The 13978-nt window shown below is 57.7% G+C and carries 13 protein-coding genes; 7 read left to right on the top strand and 6 right to left on the bottom strand.

Features of this window, described 5'->3' with window-relative positions; genetic code table 11:
- Nucleotides 1-689: 689 nt before the first annotated feature.
- Both H598_RS0114575 and H598_RS24495 read left to right on the top strand, forming a co-directional pair.
- Nucleotides 690-1814 carry a cation:proton antiporter gene (locus H598_RS0114575; protein ID WP_156897064.1) on the top strand — a complete coding sequence of 375 codons (1125 nt, stop codon included), beginning with the start codon at nucleotides 690-692 and terminating at the stop codon, nucleotides 1812-1814.
- A 143-nt stretch (nucleotides 1815-1957) separates the two neighbouring features.
- The gene (locus tag H598_RS24495; protein ID WP_051252747.1) at nucleotides 1958-2704 is read left to right on the top strand and encodes a TetR/AcrR family transcriptional regulator; all 747 of its coding nucleotides are present in this window, start codon (nucleotides 1958-1960) and stop codon (nucleotides 2702-2704) included.
- Between the two features lie 84 nt (nucleotides 2705-2788).
- Here the strand turns inward: H598_RS24495 and H598_RS0114565 are convergent, their stop codons facing one another.
- From H598_RS0114565 to H598_RS0114545, 5 genes are all read right to left on the bottom strand, one after another.
- Nucleotides 2789-3919 carry a hypothetical protein gene (locus tag H598_RS0114565; RefSeq protein ID WP_371878111.1) on the bottom strand — a complete coding sequence of 377 codons (1131 nt, stop codon included), beginning with the start codon at nucleotides 3917-3919 and terminating at the stop codon, nucleotides 2789-2791.
- Nucleotides 3920-3977: 58 nt separating this feature from the next.
- Nucleotides 3978-4712, bottom strand: coding sequence for a cupin domain-containing protein (locus tag H598_RS0114560; RefSeq protein WP_028113655.1), 735 nt, complete (start codon nucleotides 4710-4712; stop codon nucleotides 3978-3980).
- Nucleotides 4713-4782: 70 nt separating this feature from the next.
- Entirely contained in the window at nucleotides 4783-5148 is a 366-nt protein-coding gene (locus H598_RS0114555) for a cytochrome c3 family protein (RefSeq protein WP_028113654.1), read from the bottom strand.
- 10 nt (nucleotides 5149-5158) lie between these two features.
- Nucleotides 5159-6664 (bottom strand): flavocytochrome c, encoded by a 1506-nt coding sequence (locus H598_RS0114550; RefSeq protein WP_028113653.1) that lies wholly within the window; start codon nucleotides 6662-6664, stop codon nucleotides 5159-5161.
- Nucleotides 6665-6991: 327 nt separating this feature from the next.
- Nucleotides 6992-8515, bottom strand: a complete 1524-nt coding sequence (locus H598_RS0114545; RefSeq protein ID WP_035415950.1) for a phospholipase D family protein — start codon at nucleotides 8513-8515, stop codon at nucleotides 6992-6994.
- Between the two features lie 230 nt (nucleotides 8516-8745).
- Here H598_RS0114545 and H598_RS0114540 point away from each other — a divergent pair, with 230 nt between their 5' ends.
- On the top strand, nucleotides 8746-8958 hold the full coding sequence (locus H598_RS0114540; RefSeq protein WP_028113651.1) for a hypothetical protein: 213 nt from the start codon (nucleotides 8746-8748) through the stop codon (nucleotides 8956-8958).
- A 7-nt stretch (nucleotides 8959-8965) separates the two neighbouring features.
- Here the strand turns inward: H598_RS0114540 and H598_RS0114535 are convergent, their stop codons facing one another.
- Nucleotides 8966-10192, bottom strand: a complete 1227-nt coding sequence (locus tag H598_RS0114535; RefSeq protein ID WP_028113650.1) for a 4Fe-4S binding protein — start codon at nucleotides 10190-10192, stop codon at nucleotides 8966-8968.
- Nucleotides 10193-10489: 297 nt separating this feature from the next.
- On the opposite strand from H598_RS0114535, the gene H598_RS0114530 reads away from it, so the two are divergent.
- From H598_RS0114530 to H598_RS0114515, 4 genes are all read left to right on the top strand, one after another.
- Nucleotides 10490-10669, top strand: a complete 180-nt coding sequence (locus tag H598_RS0114530; RefSeq protein ID WP_028113649.1) for a hypothetical protein — start codon at nucleotides 10490-10492, stop codon at nucleotides 10667-10669.
- A 316-nt stretch (nucleotides 10670-10985) separates the two neighbouring features.
- Entirely contained in the window at nucleotides 10986-11936 is a 951-nt protein-coding gene (locus H598_RS0114525; protein ID WP_028113648.1) for an HlyD family secretion protein, read from the top strand.
- Nucleotides 11929-12855, top strand: a complete 927-nt coding sequence (locus tag H598_RS0114520) for an ABC transporter ATP-binding protein (RefSeq protein ID WP_028113647.1) — start codon at nucleotides 11929-11931, stop codon at nucleotides 12853-12855. The genes H598_RS0114525 and H598_RS0114520 overlap by 8 nt, the downstream gene beginning before the upstream one ends.
- On the top strand, nucleotides 12852-13946 hold the full coding sequence (locus H598_RS0114515) for an ABC transporter permease (protein WP_028113646.1): 1095 nt from the start codon (nucleotides 12852-12854) through the stop codon (nucleotides 13944-13946). Before H598_RS0114520 ends, H598_RS0114515 begins: the two co-directional genes overlap by 4 nt.
- Nucleotides 13947-13978: the final 32 nt, after the last annotated feature.

Here is a 13978-nt window from a genome sequence, read left to right as displayed (position 1 = left end):
GGTTGTCATTATCCAGACTGCGGGTTGAATATCGCTCAATAAAGTGAATTTTACTTTTTGAACCTGATTAGAACCTCTTTAATCTAAAAACTCATTTGCCGAAGGCTATTTTGTTTTGTCGTCTTGAAATGTGTAGGAAAATTACGAACATAATGCCAATTAAAGGCAAAATATTGGCCTTTATTGAATTTGAATTACACAATCAAACTCGGCTGAAAACACCAATTTATGTTTCGATAATCTTCGTCAATTACTGCTTCAAGCGGTTGGATTACTTTGGTAATTCTAATGTCATCATGATTTGAGGCCGGTTTTGAGCCCGCCAGAAGGGCCAAAAGCCGGTGCTGGCCGGGCGTATCGCCGATGGTTTGGTTGTGGTTTGGGTGGACTCGACCCATTTCGTTAACCTGGCGGTCACGACTCGACCCTCAAAATGCTCACAACTGCCGGGGTTGGCGGCAAAGTGAGCGCTGGCTCCCAGTTTGTGCTGGTTTTAGGAGCTGAATTCGACCGCGTCATTGCCAGCAGAGAGGCTTCAGGCAACTTTGTCGGACTGTGAGCCATGGATTCGGGCGGGATATCGGCTGGACGTGCGGGGCGGGGACCGGGCAATGCCACCGCCGTGCAGCGGTGAAAATGCCTACTATGCTTAGGTAAATCAATTATCTAATTAAGGTTCAGGTGCGATTTTGGAGCCGAGTTGGTTACTGGGCCTGGCTGCCATTATGGCGGTGGTGGCGACGGCCCGACTGGAGCTGTTGGCGCGTCACCCGCTGCTGCTGTTGCTGGGGCTGCTGGCAGGGCAAGCGGTTTCCGGTTTTGGTTGGCAAACCGGGGTGACGGCCGCGGGTCTGGCTAAGGGGATCTATTTCCTGTTGCTGCCCTGGCTGATGGTTCAGGGGGCGCTGCACATCTCCCGGCGGCGATTGTCCCGCTTGTGGCCCTGGGTGGTGATTCCATCCAGCCTGGTGTTTGCGGTGACGGCAATGACGGTGGCAATGGTGTTGTACCTGAGCATAGATCATCCCGGATTTCCGCTGCTGTCGGCACTGATCGCCGGGGTATTACTGGCGGCGGCGGATCCCAGTTGGAGCTCGTTGCTGATTCCGCACAAACGGGGGTTACTGGTGCTGCTGGAGGGCGAAGGGTTGTGGGGAGAGATGCTGGCGGTGGTGGGACTGATGCTGTTGATCGCCGCGGGGTCGTTATCGCAACTGCAGCCGTTGTCATTGAGTTGGGACTTCATTCGGCTGATGCTGGCTAGCCTGATACTGGCCTGGTGCGCGCACTGGCTGATGCGACCGCTGCTTGCGCGCTTTCCCCGGTTGCTCTTACCCTTGAGCTACCTGCTGTTCTGGGGGGCGGAATGGGGCCTGGGTTTGTCTGGGGTGGTGACCGCGGCAGTGGCGGTGTTGCTGCTGTCTCCTCGTATCGACGCCGGCAGTCGCGACTTTATCACCGAGGGGGCCCGGTTGTGGGCCGATGTCCTGGTGCTGGTGCTGGGGTTCAGTCTGACCCTGTCGATGTTTACCGAGCGTTATTGGGTCATGGCGATGGCCATTGGCGCCTGTCTAGGCGCGCGAGTGCTGGTGCTGGGGCTGATTGCCCTGATCCCGTCGTTGCCTCTGGCCACCGAGAGTCGTGGCCTGTGGTGGCGATTGCCGGTTCATGGCCCGGTGACCTTGGCGTTGGTGTTGAGCCTACCGGTGTCGGTGACGGCCTGGTGGACCATTCAGTCGGCGTGCTATGGGGTGATTTTGTTTGAGTTGTTGATTCAGCGCCCCTGGGTTGCCAGAGGTTTGCCGCTTCGATGACTGAATTGGGTTTATTTGTGATCTCAAGTGAATGGGAAATGGCTGGTTAATGTGGCAAATGTGACCTGCTGCGGTCTGGGTTAACCCGGTTTTTAGTACAATGGCGGCGGCTGTTTGATGCCGTCTCTATAGGTAGTGAACGTATGCAATGCCCCCATTCCGAGGCTCAGCTTGAGCGTTGTCAGCGCTTGCTTGATTCGACAGAGTCCCTGATCGAAAAGCAGGGCCTGATCTCCTTTAAGTTGTCACAGGTCAGCAAAGAATCAGAGCTGTCTAACAGCACTTTCTACAAGTTGTTTGAAAGTAAGGAAGATCTGTTGGTGTGCTGTTTTCTGCGTAACTCCACCACCAATCATTTTGCGGCCTTTGAGCGTCAGTATCCTGATCTGACCCCCATCGAGAAGGTGTTGATGCCGATTATCTTCACCTTTGAAGCGACGCACTTTTCTCCCACCTTTAACCTGGTGCGTCAGGTGGCGGTGAACTCCATGGTCTGGCGGCTGGCCAGCCCGGAGAAAGTGAAGGTGTTTGAGCAAAGGATCAATCAGTTCTGGCAAAGCATTACCGGCTTTTTGGGGCAGGCGGTGGCCGAAGGGGAACTGGTGGCCAGCGAGGATGAGATTCGCGAATTTGCTCAAGCGATCACCTTCTATCTCAGTGGCGCGTTGTCGGCCTTTGAAAGTCGGCTTATTGACGAAGGTTATCTGCAGGAACAGCGGCAGACGTTGTTCCGGCAACTGAAAAAGGTGTTCAGCCCCTATCAGTGGCGGGAGCCGCTGACACTGGCAGCGTTTGAGCGCATTGGCATGAGGGTGCATCTGTACTATCAGAATCATCGCGACAGCTTTAACAGCTGTCGTAACTGCCAGCAGATGCAGCAGCGTCCCTAGCGTCGCTTGCTTTAGTTGTGGCACGGTAAAAAAACGGCACCCTGAGGTGCCGTTTTGCGATGTGGTTGATGACGGTGTTTTGGCTTAGAAGTAGTAGCCGAAGTTGATGTTGATGCGTTGATCCCAGCCGTCGCCAGCCTCTTCCAGGCCCACGTGGTCGTCCATCTCGGTAGAGAAGGTCATGTTACGGCCCATGACAAAGTCAGCCATGATGTACAGCGGGCCGGCGGCGATGGCGGCACCGGTCACGTTCTGGTAGCTGTTGTCAAAGCTGTCGTCATCCGTATCCGGAGTCATGATGCCAAAGTCGTTGTATACCTTGACGCTGCCCCAGCTGGTTGGGATGGTTTTGGCGATGTTGAAGTTGTAGGCCTGGCCTTTGGAGGCGATCTCATATTGCCAGCTGACCACCGATACACCGATTTTATTGCCGTCGACGCCGGCTTGATTTTCGGCATCGTATTCGTACTGCATGGCCTGCAGTTGAATGTTCCAGCCGTTAAAGCTGGAGTCCAGGTGCGCGGCGATGGCATAGCGATCGCCATTTTTCTCGGTCTTGCTGTTGTAGATCTGGCCCCATTGAACCGAACCACCAATGGTGGTGCTGCCGCCGTCATGGCTCAGGGTATAGGTCTGGCGCAGGTTCAGCTGATTGGTTTCTTCGTTGGCGTAGTCGGTGCCGTTGATGGTGCCGGTGTACAGATCGGTGGCGTAGCGCTTGTTTTCTGAGGCGCCGTATTCCGGGTTCTTGTAGAAGCCCAGGTCGGTGTGCCACTGACCGTCATCAAAAGTGGCTTTCAGACCCACATCATGATCGTCTTCAAAGCCCAGGTAGTAAGGGATACCGAACCACCAACTGTTGGAGATGAATTCACGGTTGCCAAAGGGGACTTTGTTAATACCGAACTGCAGCTGCCATTCCGGGCTGACGTCGTAGTAGCCGTAGCCGTACTTGATGTAATCGGTGCTGGAGGTGAAGCGGTACTCGGACGCCAGGCCCCAGTCGCCATGCTTGCCGTTAAACTTGATGGCGGCCATGTCAAAGCTCAGGTCGCCGCCTTTGTCTTTGGAGGCATCGCTGTAGAATTTCATGCCGTAGTTGACCCGGACTGCGCCGCCGACGCTGATGCCGTCTTGTTCCTGAGCCTGAGCCGGCGTGGTCAGCAGGGGCATGACCGCCGCTGCCACCAGAGAAAGTTTGGTTAGCTTGTTCATTATTTCACTGCCTTAAAGGGAGCCGGCAATACCGGCTCCAAAACATGGTTCGGGTTGTTTATTTTTCGAATTTGTCCTGGTTGGTGCCGTAAGGCCCCAGATCCATGGCGGCTTTACGCAGGGCGTCAACCCGGTCAAAGGCTTCTTCGGCCACGCGCAGGTTCTTCACGTCTTTGCGCCAGTAGTATTTGAAACCGTCGAAGTGGGCGTTTTTCGGATACCAGTACATCACGCCAAAGCCTTGCTCATCGGTGATCGGGGTGTTGTGGATGGTGTTGCCAGGAATGTAGAAGTACTGGCCCTTTTCCATCCACTTGTACTGACCGTCGGCCAGAGTGCGGGCACGACCGGATACCGCGTAGTAACACTCGGGTTGACCGTGGAAATGGGGGGCATGATCAGAGCGGCCGCCGTTGGTGATGCCGATAACCACTGGGGCGTCGGACAGCTCCTTCCACAGGTAGCCGACGGGGGCATTTTCCAGCTTGCAGTCTTTGGCTTCCATGATGTTGCCGTCGTCGTCCATGGTCTTACAGAAGCGTTGATCCTTGGCAATGGAGTCGTTGGACTGAATGGTGTTGAAGTCGACGCGACCGGCTTCCCAGTCGGCGATGTACTGCATCACCATCGGATCTTTACACTGCTCAGGCATGGTGTCCTGTGGCGAGTACGGGGTGCTGTCATACGGGATGGCAGTCGCTTGCTGGTAAGGCAGCTGGGCGTGCTCCAGGTGGGCGTTGGCCAGGACAGAGCCGGAGCAGAATACGCCGATTAGCAAAGCAAGTTTTTTCATCATCTTCATCCTATTGGAATGGTACTTTTTTGTTTTGGATGGCACCGGAGTCACTCCGGTGCCAGGGGTGTTACATCACGTCAAACCAGGTGCGGTGACACTCGGAGCACACAGGGGCTTTTTTCTGGTGCTCTGCGTGACACGCCAGGCAGCTGGCGCCCTGATTAAAGTGAATGCTGTTGTGCGGGTTGGCCTCTTCCAGCACCAACTCGCGGGTAATTTCAATGTCGTTGATGCTGCCGTGGCAATCCTGGCAGGCGCTGTCGTCGACGTATTTCTTTGCCGATCCTGAGTGGCAGGCTTTACAGCCGTCTTCATACAGGAATTGATGGTTGTCGCGTCCCTTGATGCTGCCCTTGACGGCGACCAGGTCGCCGGCGTTAGCGGTGACGGCGATTCCCAAACCCAGAGCCAGGGTTAACAGTACTGTTTTCATGCTGTTGTCCTTAGGCGTCAGCGGTGATGGTGGTGGGTACGATCAGCCCCATGGTCAGACACTCCAGGCAGGAGGTTGAGCTCAGACGGGCGTGGCCATGAACCCCGCCGGTGACTTCGCCGGCGGCGTACAGTTTCTTGATGGGACTCATGGTGCGCCCATCCAAAACCCGGCCATCCAGGTCAGTTTTCAGGCCACCCATGCAGTAGTGCACTTTGGGCCAGATGCGGGAGACCACGAAGGGGGCTTTGAGTACCCGGGCGGTGTCCATCTTGCGGCCAAAGTCGGGGTCGGTGCGCTGCTCAACATGACGGTTGTATTCGGCCACGGTCTGCTTGAGCTCGGCCAGCGGCACATTGAACTGCTGGGCCAGCTGCTCGAGACTATCGACCTTCCAGGCCATCTTGTCGCGCAGGGCTCGAACCACACGATCGTCATCGGGATGATCCTGATAGTTGAAGAACACCAGCGGGTAGGCCGGGGTGCCGTCCTGATAGCGGTTTTTCATGATGGCGGTGGAGCAGGTCAGACGGTCGGCGCGTTCGTTCATGTAGCGCTTGCCGCTAAGGACACTGACGGACATGCCTTGGTGCCAACCGATGGACAGCAGGGCGTTGGACCAGCCAAATCCGCCTTCGTCCGGTGAGCCCCAGTGACCGGTCTGGATCATGTTCAGGTGCACCGGCAGGGCGCCGTGAGCCATGGCGGACAGCATCACTTCACCGGTGGCACCGAGATGGTTGGTGCCGTCCAGGGTGGGATCCAGAGAGGGATCCACGGCGGCGCGCAGGGCCATGTTGCGGGTAAAGCCCCCGGAGGCGCAGATGACCGCCTTGTTGGCCTTAATGCGCAGCAGTGACCCGGTTTTCTGATCCGGGAATCGATAGCCCCGGCGTACGACCACACCCTGAACTTCATCGCCGACTCGAATGAAGTCTTCAATGTAGTGCTGCAGTCGGTAGTCGACCCCTTCTTTGACACCGGCTTCGTACAGCTTGGTGGTGATGTCACCGCCGGTGCCGTGCTTGGTGCGGATGGCGCGGGCCTTGTTGTGGCCGCCTACCTGAATGTTGAAGTTGTTGCGAAACTCGACGCCGGCATCGATGCACATGTGGTACGCGTCCAGGGCGTGCTCGGCAATTTTGGTTAGCATCGGTTCGCTGGCCATGCCGCGGCCGGAGATCATCTGATCTTTGACCAATTCGGCCGGGCTGTCGTCATTGATGCCCTGAGCTAACTGAATCGGGTTTTTGGGTACCGCAAACCAGCCGCCGTTGATGGCGGAGTTGCCGCCGATGACTTGCATTTTTTCCAGTACCAGTACTTTTCCCAGGCCCTGACGCTGAGCGTTCAGGGCGCAGGACAGGCCTGCAAAGCCTGAGCCGATCACCAGAACGTCTACCTCTTCGTCCCAGTGTTGTGCCTCTCCCCGAGCGGCCAGTGCCGGCATGCTGGCGGTCAGGCTTCCTGCGGCAATGCCAGCCCCCAGTTTGAGGAATGAGCGTCTGTTCGACATGGTTTCTCCAAGTGCTACTGCGTGTTTTGATGGGCACAGAGTAGGGAAAACAGAACCGGACCACCGTGATGGCTTCACAGACAAAACTTTCTCAACCGCAGGGTATTAAATGAAAATATTTGTCGTCGGGAAATGAAAACTAAGGGTTGAGTGGCGATGAATCGGAGTCATCTCACAAAAGTGGGGGGAGCTGTGTTGTGGCACGGAGACCGGGGTCACAGCCAAAGCGTGATGGGGGTCAAAATAAAAGTTCTGCGCCGCCATCACCAGCGCCGGCGAGGGCGAAAAAAATGGCCAGGAGTGCCGAGTTTTAGCCTTCGACAGGCGTTAAAGCTGATCCTCTATGGGCAGCCAGGTCATCAACCAGGCGCCCATCCGTCGCCACACGCTGGCGTCGGGCTCAGTGGTGAGCACGGTGCCGTTTTGGTCGTCGTGCCAGCGCAGCTCGTCATCCTCGAGGCTCAGGCGGTAGGTGAACTTTGGAAGCTGTTGTAACAGCGATTGGGTCATCAGCTCAGCCAGTTGTGGTGAGTCGAACAGCACCCCCATTTCGGTGTTGATCTGGGCAGAACGGGGATCCAGGTTGAAGGAGCCGACAAACAGGGTGCGGTGATCAAACACCATGGTTTTGGCATGCAGACTGGCCCGTGACGAGGCCGCCCAGCTGCCAGGTTTGACCCCGGGACGACGCTTGGTTTCGTACAGCGTGATGCCGGCCTTCAGCAGTTGCCGACGGTACCCTTGATAGCCGGAGTGTACCGCCACCACATCGGTGGCCGCCAGAGAGTTGGTGATGATGCTGATCGACAACCCGCGTTCCGCCATGGCCACCAGGTTGTCGGCCCCGGCCTGACCTGGAACAAAATAGGGCGAAACCAGCAACAGCGAGTCGCTGGAATGGCGAAACTCTTTCTCCAGCGCGTCCACCATCAGGCTGGATTCGGTTCCGCCACTGTTGGCTTTGTGGGGGGAGTCGGCAATGACCCGGGCATCAGACCAGTACAGCGGCAGCTCCCCGCGCTCCAGGTGAGCGACCAGCTCGGTTTGGTAGAGACTGTTGATGTAGGCTTGTTGCTGTTTTTTATCGGTTTCGATGCGTTGCTCAAAGGTGCGAGTGATGTCGTCCCGGTTGGCAATCGGCTGAGCGTCGAGCAGGGCATCGACCGCAATGGCGTAGTCGCTGTTCCAGTAGTCATCGAATTGGGTGCTGATGTCGATGACCGCCGGACCGATCAGCAGCACATCGAAATCGCCGAACGCGACGTCATGGCTGGCATCGAAGTACTCGTCGCCAATGTTGCGGCCGCCGGTGATGGCGACACTGTTGTCGACAATAAAGGCCTTGTTGTGCATGCGCCGGTTGGTGCGGTCAAAACTGCCAATCAACTCCAGGCCTCGCCATTGGCGCTTGGTAAACGGGTTGAATAGCCGAACCTGAATGTTGGGGTGCTGATGCAGCAATACCAGAGCTTCATCGTTGCCTGAGGTCTGCATGTCGTCCAGCAATAGCCGTATTCGGACTCCGCGTTCGGCGGCTTGCCACAGGCTCCACAGCACCGCACGGCCGGTATCATCGTCCCGATAGATGTAGGTTTGCAGGTCGATGCTGGCCTGGGCATCGGTGGCGGCGTGCAGTCGGGCGATGAAGGCTTCACGGCCATCACTGATTGGGTAGACCCCGGATTGGCCGGGATGAGCCTGTTGCAGGGTTCGAATGGCCTCCCAAGCCTGTTGGTTGGTATCCGGTGCGAGGGCGTAGGACTCGGTTTGGCTTACCTGGGGCAGGGGCGTGGCGCAGCCCGCAATAACCAGGGGTAATGCCAGCAACAGTGTTCGTGCAGCGAAGGTCATGGGTATGCTCGGGAGTGCTTGAAAATGATAATTTTAGCAATGAGTTACAAGGTTGAGCAAAAAAACTCCCCTATCGGGTCAGGCGACAGGGCGTGCCAGCCGCATTGGCCCCGCCGCCCGGCGCCCTGAGTTCTCAAACAGAGGCTATGCTCAATACAGTGGTCATCATCGCAGCCGGTGATCCGAATGCGCCATGGCCTCGTAGTGACGGAACAAAAGGAGAGGGTGCGATGTTAAGTCTGGAAGAGGGGTTACGCTGTCTGGGGCAACGCGATCTGAGTCGAGAGCAGATCGTCGAGCTGGTTCAGTGGAAAGACTCGATGACCGGTGATTCTCAGGTGATGGCAGAGTTGGCCTGGGACCGTTATCTGCACCGCCTCGATGAACAGGGGATCGCGCGGGTGTACGCGGCTCTGTGCCAGAGCCGTTGCGGATCCCGTTAGTCCTGAGTCATGACATGCCAAGCCGATCCAGCATCTGCATCAGTTGCATTCGAATCATCGGATCGGTGTTGCTGTGCCATAAACCAAACAGCTGTGCGACCAGAGGCAGCAGCAACAGGGTGACGACCAGCAGCGCAAACAGGCTGGTGGCCTCCACTGGTCGTTGGTTGGCAAGGGTCAGGGCCAGCGCCTGAGCTCGCTTGGGGCAGGCACTGACGCAACGCAGACACGCCTGGCACTCATCACTGTGAATTCGACGCTGTTGATGCACGGCAATGCCAGCAGGACAGGCCCGACTGCATTTGTCACAGGCCAAGCCCTTGCTGTGGTTCAGACATCGATTCGGTTGACGCTGAATCTTCATAGGGCTCAGCAAGCTGAGCAATCCCATCAGGGCACCGTAAGGGCACAGGTAGCGGCAAAACGCCTGTCGGCGCCACATTGACGCCAGAATCAGGATCGACATCGCTGCCACAGTCAGCGGCCCTGGTGCGACGAAAAACTGTGCCATCTTGACGTCGGCCATGATGTGGTACGAACTTTTCAGGTAGCCAGGCAGCGCCGCAGCCGGCAGCGCCACGACCACCAGATACACCAGTGCCGATGCCAGCAGGTATTTGATCATTCGCAGAGGCCAGTCCAGCCATAACGGGACACCGCGATGGGCGGGAAACAGCCGGTTACCGAGTCGGTGCAGATAGTCTCCTGCCAGTCCCAGTGGGCACACCCAGCCGCAGAACGCCCGTTTCAGCAGTAGCCCGGTCAGTAATACCAAAGCCAGCATCACCATGGCGGCCGGATGGTGCTGATCCAGCTGACCGGTTTCCATGGCGCCCCTAAGCCCCAGCCCGCCGGCGACGGGCAAAAAGGCATCCACCACATCCGGACGGGGCAGGGGCGGTGTCTGGCCCTGTTCGAGAAACCACAGATGACCTCCGTACTGAATGGCGGCAATAAGCATCGACAGTGCCAATGTGTGTTGGCACAGCAGTCGTAGGCGCTCTGCATCGATCTCGGTGAGCCATTGTTGGCCCCAGCGGCTGCGATGCAGGGCGGCCGCGATCGCCACCGACAGGGCGACGGCCAGCCATAGGCTGGCCTGGTTGGCGATCAGCACCGCGAGGACCAGAGTCCCCAGTAGGGCCAAGGCACCGTAACGTTGCTGACTGGCGTAAAGCAGCGCCGCGGCATAACTCAACCCCAGCCCGATGGTCAGGGCTTCAATAATGGTCATGACTGTTGCTAAATAAGGAGTGATAGTGCCGCTGATATTAGGTAAGAACCTGATTCCACGTTGTGATCTGCCCGGGTTATTGCACGAGAGTCGAATAAACAGTGTGAAAGTGTGAATCAGGCCCCCTGACTGCGGTATGGCTGAGGCCCAATTCGTTGCGGCCTGGTTTCTCAAGAAAACAGGCCGGGCGATGAAATTATTATGGGTTAGTCCGGTCTAACGGAGTGAGCCGGGGAGCGGCCGTGCGTCGGTCAGGGTGGGACGACACGCTAGCCTCATGGGGCGCAAGGAGGGGGTTTGTTCAGTCAGTTTTTTATTCTCGTTTTTGGCCTGGGGTTGGCGATAGTCTCGCTCTGGAAAGGCAGCCTGCTGGTGTTTATGGTGGCGGTGGTGTTGCTGTTGCTGACCGGCAACAACCTGAGGGTATGGTTGCAGGAGGCTCACAGCCGCAGCCGACCCGACGATGCCGAGCTCTGAGCCGATGGGCATCGATGTGCTGACGCCTGTTGGTGTTGTATTCTCGGGCCCATCGAGGCCGGCCATCGCCGGGTCCTCAGCACGACCTCTTCCTTCATTCTGTCGCCAGCCTGATGCACGCCCCCCCACTCTGTCCGATCGCGGCGCCTGAGCTCAACGCGGACGGACGGGGTGTCGGTCGCGCGAGCAAAGGCTTTACTCATTGTCACGCTTGAAAATTCATCAAATTGTACTCACAGTGAGAATTGACGTTGTGGTGTATTGAACCGGTTTTCGTAGACTGGTAGTCAACCCCTGTTCGGAGAAGCGTACCCCTATGAAATGGAAACTGTTTGCAGTAATGATGGCCGTCGTGCTGACAGGCTGCACCGACTCGGTGCCGTCACAGGCGCTGGGAACTCTGGAAAGGGATCGGGTGATCCTGACGGCGACTGCCAATCAAATCGTGCGTCAGCGGCCAATTAAAGAGGGGGAGTTTGTCCGTCGCGGCGACATTCTGGTGGTGCTGGACGATAAACAGCAGCTGGCGGTGGTGGCCAGAGCCAAGGCCGAGCAAGCCAAAGCCGAAGCCTACCTGCTGCGACTGACCAACGGCGAGCGCCCGGAAGACATTGCGGCCGCACAAGCCACTCTGGAGAGGACGGATGCAACCCTGCTGGAGGCGGAGAAGAGCCTGGAGCGGGCATTGACCCTGGTGGAAAAGAAGCTCGCCAGCATGGCAACGTTGGACAGCGCCCGGGCCAACCGGGATGCGGCCAAGGCGGATCAGGACTCGGCCAGAGAAACCCTGGCGAAACTGACCCGTGGCAGCCGGGTCGAGGACATTACTCAGGCTCAGGCGGCGCTGCAGGCCAGTGAAGCGGAGGTGGCGTTGCAGGAGCAGATTCTCAGCGATTTGACCGTTGTCGCAACCCGGGACGGCATTCTGGACAGCCTGCCTTACAACATCGGTGAGCGGGTGCCCACCAATGGCATCGTTGCCGCCATTCAGGCTGACATGACCCCCTTTGCCCGCGTGTATGTGCCCGAGCCTTATCGGGTTCAGCTCAGTGCCGGTACCCGGTTGACGGTGCATGTAGACGGCGATGACCAGAGCTATCAAGGCCAGATTCGTTGGATTGCCACCGAGCCAGCCTTTACCCCTTATTACGCGTTGAATGAGCAGGATCGGGCCCGGCTGGTGTACCTGGCCGAGGTGAGTCTGCCCGAGTCAGCCCGCCATCTGCCGTCTGGCGTTCCCGCCCAGGTGGAGATGCCCCATGAGTGATTACGCCATTAGGGCTGACGGCTTGGTGCGTAAATTTGGCGACTTCAAAGCCGTCGATGGTTTGAATCTGAATGTGCCTACCGGCAGCATTTATGGGTTTCTTGGCCCCAATGGGTGCGGCAAGTCGACCACCATTCGCATGTTGACCGGCCTGTTGAGCCCCAGTGAAGGCAGTGTCGAGGTGTTGGGACTGTCCATTCCCAAACAGGCGGAGGCGTTGCGGCTACGCATCGGCTACATGACCCAGAAATTTTCCCTGTACGAGGATCTGACCGCCAGGGAGAACCTGCAGTTTATCGGTCAGATCTATGGCATGCCCGATCGGCAGTTGCGTCGACGAATCGATGAGCAACTGACCACCTATGGCCTGACCCGGCTGGCAGCGCAACGGGCCGGCGGCATGAGTGGAGGCCAGAAGCAGCGGCTGGGGCTGGCGGCAGCCACGATGCATAAGCCGGATCTGCTGTTTCTGGATGAGCCGACCTCGGCGGTGGATCCGGAGAATCGCCGTGAATTCTGGGAGCAGTTGTTTGATCTGTCCGATGCCGGCACCACCATTCTGGTGACCACTCACTACATGGATGAGGCGGAGCGCTGTCACGCCCTGGCGATCATGGAGGCCGGCATCGTTCGCGCCGACGGCGCCCCGGAAACCCTGATGAACGACATGGGGGTGTCGGTGGTGGAGGTGGAAGCGGCAGGCTTACGACAGTTAAAAGAGCAGCTGTTGCCGTTGCCCCAGGTACGATCCGCCGCCCAGTTGGGCATTCGATTGCGGGTGCTGGTGGATAAGGCCATTGAAGACCCTATCGAGTGGTTGCGACAGCAGCAGCCGGCCCTGCGTCAGGGGCTGCTGACTCTGGCCCGTCCCAGCCTGGAGGATGTGTTTGTTACCTGCACCGGGGAGGGGCGGCAGTGAACAGCGTTTTTAGAATTAAAGCCATTGTTTTTAAAGAACTGCGCCAATTGTCCCGGGACAGAATCACCTTTGGTATGGTGGTGATGATTCCCTTGATTCAGCTGCTGCTGTTTGGTTTTGCCATCAACACTGACGTGCGTAACATTCCGGTGGCGGTGGTGGATCAAAGCCAGTCGGCGCTGGGGCGGGTGGTGACCGAGTCAGTGAAAGCGACTCAGGTGGTGGAGGTGAAACAGCGGTTGGCGACGGTAGCCGAAGCGGAGGACGCCATCGGTGCCGGGAGTATTCGGGCGGCGCTGGTGTTGCCAGCGGATCTGAATCAACGGGCTGCCCAGGGGCGCCAGTTAGGACAGTGGCTGGTGGACGGCAGCGACACCATGGTCAGCTCGGCGATCTTGCAGTTCCAGTCTATGCCCATTGCCGAGATGGCCAACTTCTCCGGAGTGCAGGAGAAAACCTTTGAGGTGGCACTGTTTTACAATCCCTCGAGGCGGTCAGCCGTCAATATTGTGCCGGGGTTGTTGGGGGTCATATTGACCATGACCATGATCCTGTTTACCTCGGCGGCCATCGTTCGCGAACGGGAACGGGGCAATCTTGAGCTGTTGATCACTACGCCGGTGCACTCCCTGGAGCTGATGGTGGCTAAGATCATCCCTTATATCTTCATTGGTTTGTTGCAGGTCGCCATCATTCTCGGCTTGGGCGTGCTGGTATTTGGGGTGCCAATCAATGGTGAAGTGAGCCAGATTCTGTGGGGCACCCTGCTGTTTATTGCAGCCAGCCTGACCCTGGGGTTGGTGATCTCCACCATTGCAACCACTCAGTTGCAGGCGATGCAGATGACGGTGTTTGTGCTGCTGCCTTCCATTCTGCTGTCCGGGTTTATGTTCCCTTACGAAGCGATGCCCAATGCGGCCCAGTGGATTGCCGAAGTGCTGCCGGCGACCCACTTCATGCGCATCATTCGCGGTGTGGTGCTGCGGGGATCGGATCTCGGTGCCATGTGGCAGGACACCCTGTGGCTGGCGGGCTTTACCGTTCTCGGCCTGGTACTGGCGTCCTCCCGGTTTAAGAAGAGCCTGGATTGATCGCGGTCAGTGGTGACCGCCGGGCCCCGCAC

The sequence above is a fragment of the Ferrimonas kyonanensis DSM 18153 genome, assembly GCF_000425405.1.
Classification (GTDB): domain Bacteria; phylum Pseudomonadota; class Gammaproteobacteria; order Enterobacterales; family Shewanellaceae; genus Ferrimonas; species Ferrimonas kyonanensis.
The sequence above is the reverse complement of the archived record's forward strand: the minus strand, read 5'-3'. Positions and strand labels throughout refer to the sequence as shown.